Annotated in this window: 18 protein-coding genes; 14 read left to right on the top strand and 4 right to left on the bottom strand. The window is 37.6% G+C overall.

Going from position 1 to position 18,588, the window contains the following annotated elements; all coding sequences use genetic code 11:
• Window positions 1-460 precede the first annotated feature (460 nt).
• Both CRO25_RS21410 and CRO25_RS21415 read left to right on the top strand, forming a co-directional pair.
• The gene (locus tag CRO25_RS21410; protein WP_079696377.1) at window positions 461-1,666 is read left to right on the top strand and encodes a hypothetical protein; all 1,206 of its coding nucleotides are present in this window, start codon (window positions 461-463) and stop codon (window positions 1,664-1,666) included.
• 286 nt (window positions 1,667-1,952) lie between these two features.
• A complete protein-coding gene (locus CRO25_RS21415; protein ID WP_079696378.1) occupies window positions 1,953-2,915 on the top strand; it encodes a hypothetical protein in 963 nt (320 codons plus the stop codon).
• Window positions 2,916-3,162: 247 nt separating this feature from the next.
• On the opposite strand, the gene CRO25_RS33990 is transcribed toward CRO25_RS21415, so the two are convergent.
• Window positions 3,163-3,450: a hypothetical protein gene (locus tag CRO25_RS33990; protein WP_079696379.1), complete on the bottom strand. Its 288-nt coding sequence runs from the start codon at window positions 3,448-3,450 to the stop codon at window positions 3,163-3,165.
• Between the two features lie 171 nt (window positions 3,451-3,621).
• Here CRO25_RS33990 and CRO25_RS21425 point away from each other — a divergent pair, with 171 nt between their 5' ends.
• The 12 genes from CRO25_RS21425 (at window position 3,622) to CRO25_RS21480 (ending at window position 12,561) form a co-directional block, all read left to right on the top strand.
• Window positions 3,622-3,825 (top strand): helix-turn-helix transcriptional regulator, encoded by a 204-nt coding sequence (locus CRO25_RS21425; protein ID WP_079696380.1) that lies wholly within the window; start codon window positions 3,622-3,624, stop codon window positions 3,823-3,825.
• A gap of 256 nt (window positions 3,826-4,081) precedes the next feature.
• On the top strand, window positions 4,082-4,432 hold the full coding sequence (locus CRO25_RS21430; protein ID WP_079696381.1) for a hypothetical protein: 351 nt from the start codon (window positions 4,082-4,084) through the stop codon (window positions 4,430-4,432).
• A gap of 211 nt (window positions 4,433-4,643) precedes the next feature.
• Window positions 4,644-5,117 (top strand): DinB family protein, encoded by a 474-nt coding sequence (locus CRO25_RS21435; RefSeq protein ID WP_179132226.1) that lies wholly within the window; start codon window positions 4,644-4,646, stop codon window positions 5,115-5,117.
• Window positions 5,118-5,332: 215 nt separating this feature from the next.
• Entirely contained in the window at window positions 5,333-6,733 is a 1,401-nt protein-coding gene (locus CRO25_RS21440; RefSeq protein WP_079696382.1) for a HEPN domain-containing protein, read from the top strand.
• 153 nt (window positions 6,734-6,886) lie between these two features.
• Window positions 6,887-7,411, top strand: a complete 525-nt coding sequence (locus CRO25_RS21445) for a DUF1643 domain-containing protein (RefSeq protein ID WP_079696383.1) — start codon at window positions 6,887-6,889, stop codon at window positions 7,409-7,411.
• A 310-nt stretch (window positions 7,412-7,721) separates the two neighbouring features.
• A complete protein-coding gene (locus CRO25_RS21450; protein WP_256863723.1) occupies window positions 7,722-8,192 on the top strand; it encodes a hypothetical protein in 471 nt (156 codons plus the stop codon).
• 123 nt (window positions 8,193-8,315) lie between these two features.
• Entirely contained in the window at window positions 8,316-9,329 is a 1,014-nt protein-coding gene (locus CRO25_RS21455) for a hypothetical protein (protein WP_079696384.1), read from the top strand.
• Between the two features lie 56 nt (window positions 9,330-9,385).
• Window positions 9,386-10,699, top strand: coding sequence for an SEC-C metal-binding domain-containing protein (locus CRO25_RS21460; protein WP_179132227.1), 1,314 nt, complete (start codon window positions 9,386-9,388; stop codon window positions 10,697-10,699).
• A 113-nt stretch (window positions 10,700-10,812) separates the two neighbouring features.
• Window positions 10,813-11,031: a hypothetical protein gene (locus tag CRO25_RS21465; RefSeq protein ID WP_079696386.1), complete on the top strand. Its 219-nt coding sequence runs from the start codon at window positions 10,813-10,815 to the stop codon at window positions 11,029-11,031.
• Window positions 11,032-11,244: 213 nt separating this feature from the next.
• Window positions 11,245-11,430: a hypothetical protein gene (locus CRO25_RS21470; protein ID WP_079696387.1), complete on the top strand. Its 186-nt coding sequence runs from the start codon at window positions 11,245-11,247 to the stop codon at window positions 11,428-11,430.
• A gap of 37 nt (window positions 11,431-11,467) precedes the next feature.
• Entirely contained in the window at window positions 11,468-11,770 is a 303-nt protein-coding gene (locus tag CRO25_RS21475; RefSeq protein ID WP_079696388.1) for a hypothetical protein, read from the top strand.
• Window positions 11,771-11,916: 146 nt separating this feature from the next.
• Window positions 11,917-12,561: a hypothetical protein gene (locus CRO25_RS21480; protein WP_079696389.1), complete on the top strand. Its 645-nt coding sequence runs from the start codon at window positions 11,917-11,919 to the stop codon at window positions 12,559-12,561.
• Window positions 12,562-12,666: 105 nt separating this feature from the next.
• On the opposite strand, the gene CRO25_RS21485 is transcribed toward CRO25_RS21480, so the two are convergent.
• The 3 genes from CRO25_RS21485 to CRO25_RS21495 form a co-directional block, all read right to left on the bottom strand.
• Window positions 12,667-14,349, bottom strand: a complete 1,683-nt coding sequence (locus CRO25_RS21485; RefSeq protein ID WP_079696390.1) for an ABC transporter substrate-binding protein — start codon at window positions 14,347-14,349, stop codon at window positions 12,667-12,669.
• Between the two features lie 293 nt (window positions 14,350-14,642).
• Complete coding sequence (locus tag CRO25_RS21490; RefSeq protein ID WP_079696391.1) at window positions 14,643-16,250, bottom strand: response regulator; 1,608 nt, start codon at window positions 16,248-16,250, stop codon at window positions 14,643-14,645.
• Between the two features lie 425 nt (window positions 16,251-16,675).
• Window positions 16,676-18,373 carry a sensor histidine kinase gene (locus tag CRO25_RS21495; RefSeq protein WP_257018705.1) on the bottom strand — a complete coding sequence of 566 codons (1,698 nt, stop codon included), beginning with the start codon at window positions 18,371-18,373 and terminating at the stop codon, window positions 16,676-16,678.
• Window positions 18,374-18,588: the final 215 nt, after the last annotated feature.

The following is an 18,588-nucleotide window of genomic DNA, read 5'->3' on the forward strand; positions in this document are numbered from 1 at the left end:
CCAACAGACACATCCGAATTCGTCAAATGTCGTGAATATAGGAATGTTATGCGAAAACTTGAAATTAGATTAAGTAAGTGATTTCTATGAGTAAATATTTTAATGTTCTGCTTAAAGAAGCGATACTTGAGGATAATATTTATTTTCGTCTGATTAGGGCCTATAAGAACTTTTTGGGGAAACTTTTAATTTCCTGACATGAGACCACTATGCAATTTAAACAGCGAAAAATGAAATACCATTAAATCTTTTCTGTCTCTGTTCGAAAAAACAAGAAGAACGGCCGCTGAAAGATCAGAAACATCGATTGAATGCCGTACTTGGGTCACAAGTATCGGAGCGTTTTGGCTCGGTTTTCTCAATTATTATGGACAGTGGTATTTCAGTTGAAGCTTTTTAATGTTGATTGGATATTCAAAGAGAATTTGTAAATGAGCCTACAATTAAGGAGCCTGAATTCATGGACTTAACAGCAGTGATTCTCAAAGACTTAGAGCCAGGTCGGTTAGAAAGACTCGCTGGCGAACTATTACCCCGTATGAATTACGAATGGGACAATTTAATTCCCACTGGAACTGTTCCAGGAACCGCTCAAACACGAAGAGCAACACCTGATTTGTGGAAAGAAACTCAAGAAGGTGGTTATATCTATGTTCAAGCTACTAAAGATAGAGCAAAAGGAAAGATTTTTGAAGATTTAGATAAAAGCATAAATAAACTCGTTGAGCTAAATAAGTCAGAAAATGCTCTTTGCATCGCGTTTGTTTCTTCCGACCCGTTAGCAAATGAAATCGCAGAATGTAAATCCTTGTGTGCAAAAAACGGTTCTACGTTTTTATTATTGAATAATAATTTGATATCCAAAGAATTAAATAGGACAATGAATCACGATCTAAGGTACAAGTATCTGAACCTTCCGGGTGATATTCCTGTAGATCCGAGGATAGTTATGGAACATAAAAAGGAACGTTACATTCCACTTCTAGAAGAGTTAGATCAATTACAAAAGGAGAATATAAAAAGTAGCTTCTTTATAGATCTAGACATGCCATTTATAAAGACTGTCATTACACAGCAACATCGCTATAAAGTCAATAATGAATTGCTTAGTGACTTAAATGAACTGGTGGGAAAAATTAAATCTTTTAAGCTGCTCTCATATTCTACTTATGAGGAAGTAATCATTAATTTCTTTACGGAAGGGTTCACTGAATTGTACGGGCGGGTCATAGAGGGTCAAATGGAATTAAAAGACAACGAGGGCGAAGTTATTCATATAGTAGATGTAGAAGCGGACGAGTTTGAACTTATCAGAATGATGGTATCCAATTCAAAATATTTAAAATTAGTGATTGATCAATTAAATGATGTATATGATTGGAACTACGATGAGGTTTACATGCCTGAGCTTGCTAACATTATTAAAAACTCTCTTGCCGAAAGGAATAGAAAGCATAAAAGTACACGAATACCTATTGTCACTACAAATTTGAGCGATGTCGAATATATTATGTTCCATAAAGATTTTACAAAGTACTTTTATAATGACAAAAAAGTTAAAGACGTCCTCCTTTTAAAGGAAGAAATCACAGATCAGATTTTAGCAGCTAAACAAAAAGTGCTAAAAGTGATCAAGTACATTGAAGATAAGTATGAAGCATTCTAAAAAAAATCCAAAGAGGAATAAGAATTTATATGCCTGGAGTATAGCACTTCCAGGCGTTTTGTTTGTCTTATGGGAAAGCATGCATTTGTAAGTCATTTACATAGTTGAAGAATTTAAATTCAATTATGTCAGTAGGTCAAGTTGTCAAAGACGTCGTATAACATAATACTCAAGCATTAGACATGAGCCCTTGGTCCGGCAATCGCCGGATACCCAGCATACTGGGGCGTGAGTACAGGAACGTTATTGGAAATTATAAAAAAATCATAAAGGTGATGATTTGAATATGGATGCAAAGACGGTTTGGAAAAATTTCAGTTTAGGAAAAGAGTTAGATATTGCAGGTAGTTTTATTTACAACGGCCTGAAGGCCTTTGACCTGATGGAAAATTTTGTTCATGAGGACGGTATTTTTGAGTTTTTTTACAATACTGCTGTAGGTATTGAAAGGTTAGAAAAGATATTAGTTATATTGATTGAGCATAACGATACAGTTGATCAGAAAGATTTTGAAAGAAGTTTAAAAACACATAACCATCTAGAACTATTAAATAGAATTACCAAAAAACATAATTGTGGATTTAATAATTTACATAATGAGTTTCTCAAATTGCTCAGTAGTTTCTATAAAACTATGAGGTACGATAGATATACCTTGAATACTATCTATTCCCATGACAAAGAAAGAGTTGGATTGGTTTCTTTTCTGGAAAAACATTTAAAAACGGAAATTATTTATAAAGATATATTTGTAACTCAAAACGAATGGAGATTTAAAAAATTTATTGGAAAAGTAGTGGGGAAGATCTGTGAAGTCTTATATAAACTCATAGATAAGGAGGCTACCGCACTGAATATATACACATATGAGTTGAGATCAGAGTCTAAAGCAAGCGTAATATTTCTGGCTAAAAAATACAATTTTTTCGAAGATGATATTGTTTGGAAAGAGATTCTTATCTATTTAATTAATAATGCTGATAGTTCTGGTATTTTGGATTTTATCAGAAGGATTGAACCTCTGAATTTAGAACCGGAGTTAGTGAATGAATATATTAATGTTTTTAAATCGGATTTAAAAAAACACAGTTATATTTATGATTTAGAAGAACAATATTATGAAATTGAGAATACAAAAGAACGTTTTGAAATGCTCGGATTGTTAGGTAATTCAAATGTACATTTTGAACAATCTGAAAATGAAGAAGAAGCTATAGATGATTATCAAGATGAGGGTGATACAGAGTGATGAGTAAGTAAGAGATGTTTTTTTCAGAGAAGATATTAGAATCTGATAACAAGTATTTGACGCATCGTACCATTTATCGTGTCCCTTTGTACGGGAAGTAGGGAGCGGTGAAGCATCTGCCGGGACACATCTGCACCGAGTAACCGGATCATGGAGCCTGCTTCTGGCATTGTCTTTAATCGGTGACATGTCGTGAATAGAAGAATGTTATGTAATAGTATCAAATGAAAAGAGAGCCGTTTGGCTCTCAATTAGAATTTATATTTAATTCATTATGTAATTGAAGAGCATCCTTAAAACCTTGCAAGTAGATTTCACGCTCTAGGATTGTTTGAACTGAGAGGTCTGCATCATCGTAAAGAAATAGAGTTTTATGCATATCTTGAGGTAGAAGTTCATGTAGCTGTTTGAAGTAAAGATTTCGATCAGATGAGAATTGATTATAAATGGTGTTGTTCTTGAGAAGATCGCTATATAAGGCTTCAATCCGATTACGTATCAACGAATCAAGTAAGACTTCTAAGGAATTGTACATAAATGATCACCTTCCGCCATATTTTATTTTTACGAACAAAAGTTTAATTTCTTAAATATTATTTTATCATAACGAAAATTGAAGTCAAGACATATCAAAGAAATTTTGATTAAGAAAATATATTTTCATATAATTAAAGAAAAATTCAAATCCGATACGAAGGAGTACCAAATGATAAGCTATAAACCATTTCAAAAATTATTGATTGACAGGGAGATTAAGAAGCAGGATTTATTGAAAATGACGGGGATTTCTTCGGCAACGATGGCAAAGCTCAATACGAATGAATATGTATCTTTAGAAGTCATTGATAAATTATGTACGGCATTGGGATGCCAGCCTGGAGATCTTTTGGAACATCTAACAGACCAATGAAAGAATAGAATATAAGAGGATGTTGGTTAACTCGAAGATGTGATTCCGTCGTATAACATAATATTCAAGCTGCGGCTCCTCTGGAGCCTTGGTCTGCTGGATGAATTTTGTGGAAGCGTTCCAGCAGACAACCCCTTCGGGGTTCATGAATACAGGAACGTTATAGGAAATCAACAAAGCATATATAAAATCAAAAGTAAGTGAGTTCAAAGCAAACTAAATTTGTCTAAAGGTATAAAACGAAGAGGTGACAGTAATGACTAATTCTTTTTTATACGACTATTTACAAATATATTCTGACGAAAACTATACCAAGAAAGTAAAAAATGTTGATATTGAACAATTCTTTACTCAATCATTAGTGTTCAAGAAAATAAGCAACTTAAGGTTCTCCAAAATCATCTATGGTGAATCGGTAACAGCAACAGGGATTTTAGCTGATTCTAATGGAGGTTATGCTTTTGAAACATTAGAGGGCGTAGAGGAAATTAACTTAATTGAAATAGACATACCACTAATGATTGATAGTGAAATAGAAACAGAGATCTTAGAAATTGCAAATGCAATAGCAAGTAAGTACTCATGGATAATAGAAGAGCGCAGATAATAAATGAATTTTAGAGTGGCTTAATCAAAGAAGATGTTGACATCCTATAACATTATATTCACGCATCGGGCATACGCCCTCGGTCCGGCAGAAGAATTTCGGAGAGGTATGAGGCAGTCGGACACATCCGACTACGTCGGATGTCGTAAATACGGGAACGTTATAAGAAATTGGGAAAAGGATATAAAAACAACTCAAAGGAGTAATGTACATGGCGAAGACCTCTTTGGAAATGGTAGAAGAATTCAAAACCTTTATTGATTTTGTACGAGAGTTAAAGACTATAGATGAAGAACATTGGAATAGTCCCATTTCAGAAGGGAAATGGTCATTGAAAGATGTAATAAGTCATATCATGCTTTGGGACAAATATTTTTATGAGGAAGGCATAGAGAAGATCAAGCTTGGTCAATTCGTGACTGTAAGGCATTTGAACTTTGATGAATTCAACGCTAATGCGAGGGAATATGCAAAGACTCAAACAAGAGATTCTATCGTTAACCAATTCTTTGAATACAGAAACAAGATCATTGATGATATCACCGGATTACCAGAGGAAGATTATATAAAGGAATATAAAGACGGAGACAGAAAAAAGTTTTCGATTAGGGGATATTTAAGAGGATTTATTCCCCACGATAAACACCATAAAAAACAAATTGAAAAGTATTTAACGTCAATATAATAAAGTGTAAGCGAATTCAGGGATGCCCAATATCTTATAACACCATATTCCAGCTTCGCGTCTGTCGCCGCTCGGTCTGCCTGAAGGATTTCAAGGAAGCAGATTCAGACAGACAAATCAATTCCCCTAAGATAAGAACTATCTAAGGGGAATTGACGTCAGGAACAAAACAACGTTAGACGAAATTCTTGAAACCATAAAAAGGAAGTGAAAATATGTTTAAAGAAAGTTATGAAATACTAGAAAGCCTTACCTTTTTCCTTGACCTTAATGAGTTTGATAAGGCTCATATTAGGATTCATGATAAGCAATTTTTTTTACTCGAAGACACATTAGCTCTTATTTTGGGAATCTCTATTGAAGAACTATTGTCGAAGACAACTGAAATTATTGAAGAAGGAAGGATAAACATAAATGATCATCTCAGATACTATGCCTGCTTTGGGGGTAGTGGTGGGAGATTGTATAAGCTTCTTGGGAATGAAATTACACTTTACAAAGAAAATTCTGAGCCTACGTTGGAAGATGATCAGTTAAAGTTAGTATTTTCTCATGAAGCAATTAATATTCTGATGGATGAATTTAATTATAAGAATAAATATGATTTTTTTACTTATTGCAATGAAATGATTAGAAAATCAACTCAATATAGTAGCTATACTCAATTCATTGTAGCAGGAACAGATGAAAGTATTTCACTACTTGATTTTAATGATAATTATAATGTTATGGTTATGAGCATGCCGGAATATAAAAATTTCTTGTTAGAGAATTGGAATATATCTGATTTTTTTCATTATGACACTAAATTTAAAAAGTCTCTTTTACCAGAACATAAGGTACTTTCTCTGCTCTCAGATATTAGAGTAGACGAAGTAGATAATATAAAAAATAAAGAAGGACAATTAGATAATAATTATATTCATGAAAAGATATTCAAACAAGAAGTAGAAGAAATTCTTCATAAATTCAAACTAATTAGGTTAGTGACTACTACTCCAATTTACTGTACTGAAGTAATGACACAGATTAAATTTAGTTTTATGGGACTTCCTCAATATCTTCAACAGCCTCATGTTATAAAAGCAGCTAAAGAACTTTATACATTTAATAATCTTAATTCTGAGATTATTAATTCAATATTTAATGAGTTTAAACTGCCTATCGATAATGAAATTTTAGAATTATTGCTTGTTAACTATGACTATTCATTTTATGTGCCAGATGACATAGCGATACTGATTCTAGTAAGCTGTTTAGAAATTATTTATCATCCTGGTGATAAAGATGAATTAAAGTTTCGGATAGCTAGGAATGCTACTATATTTTTAGGAGTGAATGAAGAGGAGTGTATTTCATTATTCAAAGAGATAAAAAAATTGTATGATATAAGATCATCATTAGTACATACTGGGAAATTTAAACTTCCAAAAAACAAATACTCCAATAAAGAAGAAGTAATTCATCGACTAAGAAAAATAGTGAGTGTATCAATCATAAAATATAAAAATGAAATAGTAGATCGAGATGTGACTAAGGCTGATTTTTTTGAGCAATTAAATAGAGCTGGATTCGGTGATTATCCATTCAATAATTATAAAATAAACTTGTTTTGAAGATCGCTATGAAAAAACTTCGTCTAACATAATATTCGCGCTGCGGACATTCGTCCTGGGGGCATATGCCGGACACTCAGCATACGCTGAGTCGTGAATACAGGAACGTTATGTGAAATAGCATTGAATTATATAATTTAGGAGAGTTGAAAAATGGAAGTAACAGGAACTGTTAAAACAAAAGCTATCTACTCTGATGCCAATAGATACTACAGATATTATTTAGAAAAGAGTGCGATAGAGAAAGCTAAACAAGGTGAGAAAATCGCAACAATTATTATGTTGAATCCTAGTTATGCCGATGAATACAAACTAGATTTATCTATAATGAAAGTATTTAATATGCTCCTTAAAGAAGGCTATACAACTTTAAAAGTGGTCAATTTATTCGCTTTTGTAGCTACTAAACATTCGGCTCTTGTTAGTACCGTAGCTAATACTGGGGGGGAGAATGATAAGTGGATTAAAAAGGCAATTACAAACATTGATTTATTAATAATTGCATGGGGATCTAATGAAGACCAATATAAAAGAAGAAAATATCAAGTAAATAAAATTATTAATAGTATGAATATAAAAGAAAAGCCAAAGCAAATAAAGTGCTTTATTGACAAACAAAAACGTAAAGGTAGACATCCAAGTCGATTAGGTGAATTGGAACTTATTAATTATCCATAGAAGCATGCTACCTCATATAAAATAATATTTACGCTACGGACAAAAGCCCTTGGTCCGGCATTCACTGGACACTCGACATGCGTCGAGTCGTGAATACAGGAACGTTATAAGAAATAGCAGGAAGATATAAGAAAAGGAAGGATAGAGCATGAAGAACATAAACATCTCTTATATTGCTTTAGTAGTCTCACTGGCCGGTCTGCTAGTTTCTTTTATTAATGTTAACAGACAGAAGTAAGCTGCATATAAGAATGAAACAGATAAATTCAAAAGAGATTTAAGATTAAAAGCTAATGATGAATTTATCGAATTGCTTTTTCAATTTCTAGAGAATAAAAAAGAAAATCGAACACTTAGTATTCCATTTGATGCTAGATATCTAAATAGTGATATAAAAACAAGAATAAGTGAATTTGATGAGAGGTTTTGGAAGATCACTAAAACTTGGGTCGAGTGTCACAGTGCACTAGAGATTTTTTATTTAAAACGTATTGTTGTAATAAAACAGTATAGTGATATGTACACAAAAATTAGACAATCAGGAATTAAACTTGATCAGGCTTTATGGGAATTGAAAAGTGAATACATTGGAACAGAGGACATAATACTTATAAGAGATAAAATAAACACATACCAGTTAAGGGCTGAAGAATTTATAAGTCATTTAGAGGAAAGTATACAAAATTTGCAAAAGGATTTTTTGGGCATTTATTTGAATAGGTTATATCGGAGAAAGCTGATACATTTTATAAAAATTGCTGATTATTTTAAGCGTGTCTAATTGGATTAAACTCGTTATTCATTCGCTTGGTTGGTTTCCCCAGACACCCAGTATATGCTGGGGCGTGAATACAGAGACGCTGGATGAGATTAGAATTCTAAGCTATGTTAAGAGGTGATAGTTTTGATAAATATAGAATTGGATTATTTTGCTATCAAATGTGCTGATGGGCACCTAAATGAATGTACAAATGATGTATGTAAGGAATGTAATATATCACTTGAGGATCAACGACAATCTGATGATCCGTATGTTGAATCTCGCAAATTGTTACTGAACAATGTATTATCATACATTGAAAATAGCGAATTGGAATATAAAGATCTAAAAAAAGCTATTAGAAAGGGTATAAGAACTAAGCATTGCTATGAGAATGAAATGGAGAAAGTTTCGGAGTATATTAGTATACTAAGTAACGAATTAAGGTTTGACATTTTCTACTCAATAAATATGACACAGGAGGGTATTAAGTTAGTTGAAACTAATCAAATTATTAATGACATAAACACATTTTTGATTAAATTATATGTTCTATTAGGTGAGGTCACTTTATTTGAGCCTACTAAAGTTTTTAGAAATATTCACAAAAGGCTTCTTCTTACGGTTATTGCTTATAAGGAATCCGTCGTTGAACTAATCATGTCAACTATTGCATTGAACATTGAAGATGCTATGAAATTGAAAGACATTTCACAAGTAAAGTTGGATAATTCAGCGCAAGAATTAAAAATACTTTCAAATATATTTGGTGCTCGCAATATCGAAAATGTAACTGATTTGTTTCAGAATGGTGAACTAAACCACTCTGCTATATTAGGAATGGTATGGCAAACCTCCAATGAAGGAACGATTGAAGAGAAAATTAGTGATGTGTGCGAGCAAACAAGTTACTATTTTCGATCAATTTTATCTAGAGATAAAGAACACTACTCAAATGATGATCTATTAAAACTATCTATCTACAAGTATGTTGGTACTATAGCCTTTGATGATGAAAGTTTCTTTAGGAAGGTAAGTATTGCATACAAAACCTATGAGAAAGCTTTTGAAAAGAATAATAGCTTAGTTTGTGAGTTTCTTAGCCGATACACTGCAAAATACAAGTATATGTTTAAAAAGTTAAGTGACCTTCAATAGCAATTGGATTTGTTTTTGGTCATAATCCTTCTAGTCATGTTCTTATGACAAATGGAATGAAATGGTATAAAGATCTATGCGAGGGGATATATCGTGATTCCATGATTTTTTTGTTATTAGCAAGTTGCGTAGATAGGGAAAAAAGTTTTGATATCGATGAATTAATTGAATGGACAGGATTTGGTGATATTTGTGGTCAGTTTGCATCACTAACAAATTATAAGCTTAATTACTTTGTTGAAGGTGTAGATAGTATCATACGTCATTCTGAAGCGCATGTAGATTATGATATAGATATAGACAATCAAAGGGTAATACTTAGGAATAGACAAAAGAAAACCAAAACTATTTCCACTAAAGAGTATAGTTTTGATAAATTCTTCGACCAAATCAATCTACTATCTGAGACAGTGTATTCTTCGATTGCTGCATTTACGGTTTTTCTAATTAACAATAAGTATCGAATTGATAATGTAGATTCCTATTTAGCAGAAGATGAAGTGACAAACAAATCACTTGGAGCATACGCTGTATTAGGCTTATATGGTATCGTAATAGACCAAGAGAATGAAAATGACAGCGTAATGGAATTATCTGGTGTGTATATTGGAGAAGTTGAACAGTTCTCGTTCGAGTCGATTCTAGCGGTTTTCGCGCCATTAGTTCAGGCAAAACCTCATTTAACCAATGTAAAACTTGAATTGAGAGATCAAGAAGATGAAAAATTTGGGCATATTAAAGTCAGAACGAACTATATTCTAAACTCAATGAAGGAAAACGGAATCAAAAAAAATTGTTGGGTATTACTGTCTATGTACACTACCGAAATTCAAAGCATATATGAGCCTTGTCAAGTAGAGAAAAAGAGCGATGATAAATTTTTATCAGGTATTCTTCAGTTTATATTTCCTCTTTTTGAGGAAATTGATAACGGAAAAAAAAGAATTTTTCAAACCGGAAAAGTTTATACTACTGAATTTGTAAAGGTAGCTGATCAAATAAAGTATGTTGAAATGATTGTAGAGGAATATTTGGAGTATTCGAGTGTACCGAGGTTAATTCGCCATGTAATCCAAATTTTTAGAAATATTCATATTGCTATAAATGTAATTATAGAGCACGATTCTAACCACAGTATTAACCTAGATATAGAATTCAAGAAAATATCGAAAGAAATGATGAGTATAGCACACACCTTCGAATACTTATCAGGAGAAATTAATGAAATGGAACTTTTCTTTAATTATTCAGAAGAAGGTAAGCAATTGTATAAGAACGTTACGCCTAATTCACCTTGCCCTTGTGGAAGCGGGAAAAAGTACAAAAAGTGTTGTAAGAATCATAAACTAACGAGTCAGAGCATCACATAACAAGACAATATCCTATAAAATAGTTTCTTGAGCAAGGATATGTCTCTCTTTTTTCGCTGAGGCTTTTAAAAAGAAGTAACGCCATGATGGCCTCAGAGAAATGAAATTAGGTGATGGAAATAAACCATGAAGTGTTGAAGGCTTATGCTGAGGCTGAAGATCTTATGCATTTCTTAATATTTCATAAGCAAAAATTTCACACCAACGATGGAGAATATCAAATAAATATTATGGCTAAAGTCATGGCCTTATCTGTAAGTTTTAAAGCTATTATCGAATGCGAGCGTTATACAAGACCTGTAGAACGTGAAAAATCTGGTTTTAGCGGATAAAATACGAAGTTTTGACACCGAAGGTTTATATCGGTGTTTTTTTATTTTTAATTCGAATTCCGCATTATAGAAATCACAGTTTATCTTACAATTAGGATTAGACGAAAGTATTAGTATACAACATTGGGTATAGATAATCGCATTAAAAATGACTGCTCAAGTCTAGCATTAAAAAAACACGATGCAATTTAGACCCATCAGAGAGGTGCATGTATGAGCCGGTTGCTTGACTTATTGGAAGAGGAACGGCGCAAGCTTAATCAGCTTGGAGAGGCATCCTTGAAGCAAGCGATTCCGTTGTGGGACAATCCCGAGGTTCAGGAACAGAGCCGAAGGGTGGATGAACTGGTGGCACGAGTAAGTGAAATGGAAGCGAAACATAACCGAGTTGCACGATGATGAGTGAGAGTACATAATGCGTAGGGGAGGAGAAGCAATGGATTTTCCACCGTGGATGCAACGAGCGATTCATGCAAGGCTGGATGAGGTGACTGCCCGGATTGAACATGATCCTGAACGGAGTCGAGTACGTGAAGGAACAGACGAAGCGTTTGAAGTTTTGTTTGCAGGTAAGGATGTCGAGCAGACACCTGAATATATCGAGTGGGAGAATCGCTATATTGTCAGCAAAGGCATAGAAAATGAGCAGTTGTATATGCAGGGACTACGAGATGGCATTCAGCTCACAGTATCCTTGTTAGGTCAATCGATGCCAGAGGAGACAGATACTGAGGCTTGATCCACTAAGCGAACCCATAAGTCAGGGGAAGCTACCTCGAACTTAACTTAAAAACCGGAGCCGAAGCGTGAATCTATCGCATCGGCTCCGGTTTTTAATGCTCTACTTTCCAAATTCTAAATTAAGGAAAGGAGCACATTGAGTATGTGTTAAGCTTAAAGAAACAAGGGCAGAAGCGAGGTATGGTTATTATGAAAAAAAGATCTAAATACTTAATCTTGCTTTTTATGTTTATTTCGATTGTGTTTATTCTGTTTTTTTTGAATTTCAACAAAAAGGAAGCCAATGAGCCAGTTGTTAATGGCAATATTATTCAAGTTAAGAACTTTGATCTGGATACTAAATCAACGAATTTAAAAACTATGACAGAAGGGTCGATATTCGTTGAGGGTGAGAAGGAGCATATTGATCATATCAAGATAGTAGCACATGTAGAGATTGACCCCACTGACTGGGGTGGTGTTGCATTTTATATCCCTGATCAATGGAGTGTCTCCAGCATCACCAGCAGTTATCCTGAACATCAATCGAAGTTAAAGCCTGCTGAGTATGTATCCACCTGGATGAATTCTTCTGATGACCCTTCATGGCGCACAATGATTGAAATTGGGAGAGAACGAAATTACATAGCAAATGGCGGAGGTACTGGAACGATTGTGATCGAATTAAGTCCAGATCAAAAGGGGATGTCCACCTCTGAGTCATTGAAAATTGGTATTGAGGTCGGATCAGAAGAGAAAGATGGAAAAAGAGTTATGGGCACAGATTCTGTTGAAGTTCCTGTCTTTTAAAGTGATGGGTTAACTAGATATAAAAAAACAAGCCGAAGCGATGGCAATGCACGCTTCGGCTTGTTTTTTATACTTTTATTTTGACCCGTGTTAATTTATCAATTCTTACTTCCCACTCACCGACTTGAACCATTCATTCACTTCTTGCGTGATCTGATCTCCGCCATTGGATTTCCAGTTGGCGACGAATTGGTCAAAGGCATCAACCGGCAGTTGGCCGTAGATGATTTTGTTGAAGGTTTCCATCTCGGACTGGCGGAGCAGGTTCCATTTGGATACCATGGTTGGTGTTGCAGCACCGGTAAAGTAGTTTTGTTTACGGATGTCGATCTGGGACATAACGACTTTACCTGCATACCAGTTTTCCGGTTTACGGAATTCGGCCATTTGTTTCTCGTAAGGTGTTTCAGGCTTCTCGCCGTTGGCCAGCTTCACGAGTGTTTTCATGTACAGATCCGGAATACGAGCCGGGCCAGTCAGGAACGGGAACTCGTTGGAGAAGTCTTTGATCTTCTCTTTGTCACTGGTCGGTTGTCCGTCAATGATATCCCAGTCGTAACCTTTGGCGAAGCCGTATTCATACTCACTGCCCGCAGTCGGGTTAGCCAGGTTATCGAGCAAGTAGTTGTAGTACAGGAAGATGGCTTCTGGATGCTTCGCATCCTTGTTAATCATGATACTTGCGTTGACGCCAGAATTCTGCCACTTCGTACCGATCTTGCCGTCTGGGCCAGCCGGAACAGGGTAAGCTTTATATTTTGAGCCAGGTACGTTCTTCAGCAGGTCAGGTGCCGGCCAGTCGGGTACCCAGTTTGCGCCAGGCAGAATGCCCGCTGCGCCTTTTGTCCAGCTTTCTGATGCTTTACGTTCATCCCACAGGGCGGAGTCGGTATGGATATAACCTTTGTTCATCCATTCAGCCAGCTTGGCAAGGGCTTGTTTCGCACCCGGGTTAACGGAGCCGTACTCCAGATTGCCGTTTGCGTCTTTGTTCCATTGCTCCTCGATTGTGCCGTATGCACCGAACAACCAGTCAAGCTGCCCCATCCAGGTGTTGGTGTTATTTTTCAGCGAGATCGCGAGCGGGAATACTTTGTCTGGAGACAGACCGTCCGGGTTCTCGTTTTTGAATTTGTCCATGATGTTCTCAAGGTCTGCAATGGTTTTCGGAGCTTCCAGGTTCAGCTTCTCCATCCAGTCCTCACGTAGCCAGAGCAGCGTATCGTCGTTATCCGTATACTCCATGATCGGCATGTTGTATTTCTTGCCATCCTTGGTGAATGGATACCACAGTTCAGGATGTGCTGCTGCATGATCTTTTAGGGTCTGACTCGCGTACTTGTCGAACAACTCATCAATGGCGATGAATTGACCGGAGTCGATCAACTGATTGGTCAATACCGCATTGGTCGGTACGGACACGAAATCAGGCAGCTTCTCGCCAGAGGCGATAGCCAGTTGCAGCTTTTGTCTGTATTGATCGTCATTGGCCGGATACCAGGTATCTTTATGCTTCATACCCAGCGTTTCCAGCATCCAGCGATCGTGAACGTTATTTTCTTTGGTGTCCCCTTGCACGTATTTCTTCGGCATCAATACCGAACTGAATTCGATGGGTGGGTCGTATTTTCCTTTGGCAAAAGCAGCTTCTGCTTCAGCTGAACCGACGGTCGCCGGTGTATCATCTTTGGTACCATTGTCACTGGCTGTATCGCCACTGCCGCACGCAGTGATCGTGATAAGTGCGATAACCATGAGCAGTGACCACCATGTTTTGAATTTGATCATTGTTCAATCCCCCTACGATGTATGATCTTTACAAGTGTAACTGTACCAATTTGGGTGGGAGGGCATCTATATGAGTTTGTTAGTTTCGATAGGACTCTATTAGTGAATGTTCAAAAAGATTGGTTTTCAGTACCGAGAAGATGGGATAAAGCTAGAAATGGAGTAGCGGAGCGTAGGATGACTACGTGAGCAACGGACATTTCGGCTGAATCCCATCTTCGATGTTGATCATGCCGGTAGGCATGATTCGTAATCAAAAGCGAACTTTTTGAACAACCTCTAAATTATGTTATTTAATGTTGGTCTCGGTACTCTTGCGGCGTGACGCCAAACTGGCGCTTGAACACTTTGATAAAATAAGCCGGGTCCATATATCCAATCTCCATGCTGATTTCATATACTTTTTTGGTGGTCGTAACCAGCTTGTGACAGGCCCGATCCATGCGCAGGCGCGAGATATAATCACTGATGCCTTCACCCGTTTCGATCTTATAGATCTTGGACAAATGGGTTGGATGCAGATTAACATGATCGGCCAGTACACGCAAAGAAACATCCAGATGCAGGTTTTTATCTGTAAAATCCTGAATCTTCTTCACATACTCGGAACGGATGTCCTTGATCTCGTTGGACGTGCCTTCCTTGAGTTTGCTGAGTACACTAAGCGACCATTTGCGCAGTTTACTGATCGTGGTAAAAGCTTCTCCGCTCTGCAACCACTCGATATCGTCACCCATTAAATTGGCCAAAGTTAGCTTGTTACGGTGTGCGAGATTGGTGAACGAAGCCGTAATTAGAAATCCAGCCTCCATACAATGCTCCCACGATTCCGACCATTTCTCATCCAGCTCCGCACAGACGGCTAGTATTTTTTCTTCTGCCGTATCCCATTGACCACTCTCTAACAGATGAATGAAAGTGGGCGGGGTATACAGGACATCCAGCGGGCCTTGTGCCGACGGAGTCTCCACATTACTGACCCTCATCACGAATTCACGCTCGTCCCCGACAATTTGCCGGAAATAAGCGGAGGCCTGCCGAAAACGATCATATAGCTGATCTGGAAACGCGAACCATTCGGTGATGACGATGGAAAGGGAACCCTTCAGAAACTGCTTAACTTTGGACTGAAGCTGTACAGAAAGCTTCTCCAGTATGGTTTCTTTGCCAATGTCGGTGTCGTTCACTTTCAGTTGAAGCAGAAACACCAGATATCCATGCTCCTCCTTCACGCCCCACACTTCCATAAACTCACCCATAATTTCTTCCGCCATATTGATGACCGCATATTCAAGCAAGGTTTGATCATTGTTGTCGTATTGCCCGAATTCTTCTTCCATACGTACAAGCATTAATGCGCAATCCCCGGCGTGGAAGGGCAGATCGTAATTTGCAAGTTTCCGTGCCCACTCGCTGGAGGCAATTCGATGTCCCTGCAAAGCCTCAAGCAGCAGTCGACCCCGCAAATGTGGCAGGTTCTCCCGCAGGGTAAACTGGGTACGTTTCAGTGAACTTACGAGTTCCCATTCGGTATTTAATTGATCGATGGCCTTCTGAACGGCTCCCATCAATTCATCGTCTGTTGGCGGCTTCAGCAAGTAATCGACGGCCTCGAACTGGATTGCTTTTTTGGCGTAATCGAATTCGGAATGTCCCGATAAAAGAATACACTTTATTTTTTTGTCACGGACTCTGATCCGTTCGATCAGTTCAATACCTGTCATTTCGGGCATTTGAATATCCGAGATTACAATATCTATAGGGTGCGTATCGATCAGTTGAAGTGCTTCGTGTGCCGAGTATGCTTTGTGCACCTGTTCGATCCCCAGCGTATGCCAGGGTTTGGTCATGGACAGGTTATCTACCCAGTGTGCTTCATCGTCTACGATGATCATTTGCATGTTGTATTGTCTCCCTTGGTGGTTGGTATATAAGGCCAATAATTAAAATCAAAGGATACGTGAATTGAACAAAGTCGCTACGGATTTGAAGGGTTCTTTCGATCGCTGTTCAAGCCCCATTTTCTGAATTAGATGATTATAAGGTTAAAATGGTGCTTGAAAGGCGAACACTTCGTTTCTACAGAATCCCTTCAATCCTTCGCTTGGTTCACATGTACTCTAACCATTTATTTTAAACAAGGCCTTATATAAAGGTGGAATTGTAATAATGGCGGAGCCTATGCCCCTATTCATCCTTCTTTCAAAAAAGGCTTTAATGCGGGCACTTCCGAACACTTCGTTTCTTCAGGTTTTTTCTGTCCTCTGCGTTCACGTGTAAATGGTTCGTTCAAAATTATATAGTCAAATTATCGTTAGTATCGATATCAATTATTATCGGTATTTCCTTTATCGGAATCAGTATCCTCTTTCGGGATCTCCCAGACCATCTCGGTTCGGAATCCGCCGAGAGGGGATGGGCCGAATAGAAGGTAGGATTGATTACCGAATAAATGCATGATTCGCTGATTCGTGTTCCAGAGGCCACAGCCCATTTCCTCCTGCAGCGGCTGCTGCATTTTCAGATTCAACGCCTCCAACAGATCCGGGCTCAAGCCGGGTCCGTCGTCATCGATGTAAATTTTACAGAACCCGTTCGAGCTCTCGCCCGTAATTCGAATTTCGCCGGATGAATACGACTTCGCCACGCCATGAATGACGGAATTCTCCACAATGGGTTGAAGCATTAATCGTGGTACCGACTGGGCTAGCATATCCTCAGGGATGTCGATATGGTATTCAATTCTGCCATTACGCAGCTTCTGGATATCCAAATAGTTGACGAGCAGATTGATTTCTTCTTTTAGAGAAGATGTCTCCCGCTCCACTCGTGTCGTATAACGATAGTAGGCACTGAGGTTATGCGCCATAGAGACGACGGCTTGCTCGTCCTTCATCTGGGCCATGTTGATGATATAGCCAAGACAGTTATATAGAAAATGAGGATTAATCTGCGCCTGTAACTGTTTCAGCGTAGCTTCCTTAGCCCTGATTTTTTCCTGGAACACGTTCTCGATCAGGTCTTGAATCTGATGTGACATATCATTGAATCGATGGAACAAAAATGAGAATTCATTCTGATCCTTGCTATGCAAACGGACGGAATAATCTCCGCGCTGCACGCGGCGTAAGCCCTGGATCAGCTTTTTGATCGGATATTGAATGTTTCGATATAACAGGATCGAAGCGGAAATGCCCACCACAAACAGCAAAATCATAAAGAGATAGAACATGTTCCGACTGAGCGAGATCGGCTGCAGAATCTGATAGAGTGGAACCACGTCGACCAAATGCCAATCCAGATAGGACGATTTCACCGAGCTCACCAGGTACTTTTTCCCGTTCAGCTTGACGACATCCTGTGTGGTATCCTCTGACGAGTGTTCATCCAGATAACGAATGAGTTCTTCCGATAGCTGCTTGTCTGCACTACGGTTCAGAATGGGCGAATTTCCTTTGTGATAAAAGAAGGGATCACCTTGTCCACCTTCCTTATACGTATCCAGCATGTTCTGAATATTCTCATAACTGAAGCTGGCTTCAATCACCAGATTGCTTCCCGTCAACATGCCCGGCTGGGCCAAGGAATCCGTAAAGAACCAGTAAAAGGATTTCATATCCTCTTTGGACTCAGCACCATCACCGTATGTCCATTGTCCGCTCATATTTCTTTTCAGGTAATCCTCATCATACCCGGTTGTTCTATTATAGTTGGCAATGACATCTTGATTCTGTTGTGAATGCACAGCGTATCGAGTAGGCCATATATCGGTAACACCGGATTGAAGCATCAGCTTTTCCTGAATGACATATCGGGTCTGCATCTTGTCATATCGATCATTCCATATGTTCAAGCCATTAAATGCTCTGACATTGGGATCTCTCGAAAGAATAAGACTGAAATCCATCATCTGATTAATACGGGAATCGATCTGACTGGATAAAAACGTAAGCTGCTTCGTATTGGAGACCTGTAGCTCTTTGCTTACAACATCATAAGTGACGTTGTTGGAGTAAGTATTCATGATAATAATGGGGATGAACATGACCACAATTAAACAGTTTATTTTGGCAAACAAACTAAACCGGGATCTAGACGTTCTTCCAAATGATATAAAACGCTTCCATATATTCATAAATGTCTCCTTCAAATTCGTGTGCAAACAACCTCTTCAAATGATGTTCCTAACAAAACACTATCAAGCCTAACAATGTTATATAGTCAGACCTGAGAAATGCC

It is taken from the genome of Paenibacillus sp. RU5M, from assembly GCF_900221055.1.
Lineage (GTDB): Bacteria > Bacillota > Bacilli > Paenibacillales > Paenibacillaceae > Paenibacillus > Paenibacillus marchantiae.

What these genes read in the sequence shown, in the direction of transcription:
- CRO25_RS21470 (WP_079696387.1), top strand. Translation starts at nt 11,245, where the DNA reads ATGAGCCGGTTGCTTGACTTATTGGAAGAGGAACGGCGCAAGCTTAAT.
- CRO25_RS21425 (WP_079696380.1), top strand. Translation starts at nt 3,622, where the DNA reads ATGATAAGCTATAAACCATTTCAAAAATTATTGATTGACAGGGAGATT.
- CRO25_RS21460 (WP_179132227.1), top strand. Translation starts at nt 9,386, where the DNA reads ATGAAATGGTATAAAGATCTATGCGAGGGGATATATCGTGATTCCATG.
- CRO25_RS21445 (WP_079696383.1), top strand. Translation starts at nt 6,887, where the DNA reads ATGGAAGTAACAGGAACTGTTAAAACAAAAGCTATCTACTCTGATGCC.
- CRO25_RS21485 (WP_079696390.1), bottom strand. Translation starts at nt 14,349, where the DNA reads ATGATCAAATTCAAAACATGGTGGTCACTGCTCATGGTTATCGCACTT.
- CRO25_RS21440 (WP_079696382.1), top strand. Translation starts at nt 5,333, where the DNA reads ATGTTTAAAGAAAGTTATGAAATACTAGAAAGCCTTACCTTTTTCCTT.
- CRO25_RS21435 (WP_179132226.1), top strand. Translation starts at nt 4,644, where the DNA reads ATGGCGAAGACCTCTTTGGAAATGGTAGAAGAATTCAAAACCTTTATT.
- CRO25_RS21465 (WP_079696386.1), top strand. Translation starts at nt 10,813, where the DNA reads ATGGAAATAAACCATGAAGTGTTGAAGGCTTATGCTGAGGCTGAAGAT.
- CRO25_RS21415 (WP_079696378.1), top strand. Translation starts at nt 1,953, where the DNA reads ATGGATGCAAAGACGGTTTGGAAAAATTTCAGTTTAGGAAAAGAGTTA.
- CRO25_RS21410 (WP_079696377.1), top strand. Translation starts at nt 461, where the DNA reads ATGGACTTAACAGCAGTGATTCTCAAAGACTTAGAGCCAGGTCGGTTA.
- CRO25_RS21490 (WP_079696391.1), bottom strand. Translation starts at nt 16,250, where the DNA reads ATGCAAATGATCATCGTAGACGATGAAGCACACTGGGTAGATAACCTG.
- CRO25_RS21430 (WP_079696381.1), top strand. Translation starts at nt 4,082, where the DNA reads ATGACTAATTCTTTTTTATACGACTATTTACAAATATATTCTGACGAA.
- CRO25_RS33990 (WP_079696379.1), bottom strand. Translation starts at nt 3,450, where the DNA reads ATGTACAATTCCTTAGAAGTCTTACTTGATTCGTTGATACGTAATCGG.
- CRO25_RS21495 (WP_257018705.1), bottom strand. Translation starts at nt 18,373, where the DNA reads ATGAATACTTACTCCAACAACGTCACTTATGATGTTGTAAGCAAAGAG.
- CRO25_RS21475 (WP_079696388.1), top strand. Translation starts at nt 11,468, where the DNA reads ATGGATTTTCCACCGTGGATGCAACGAGCGATTCATGCAAGGCTGGAT.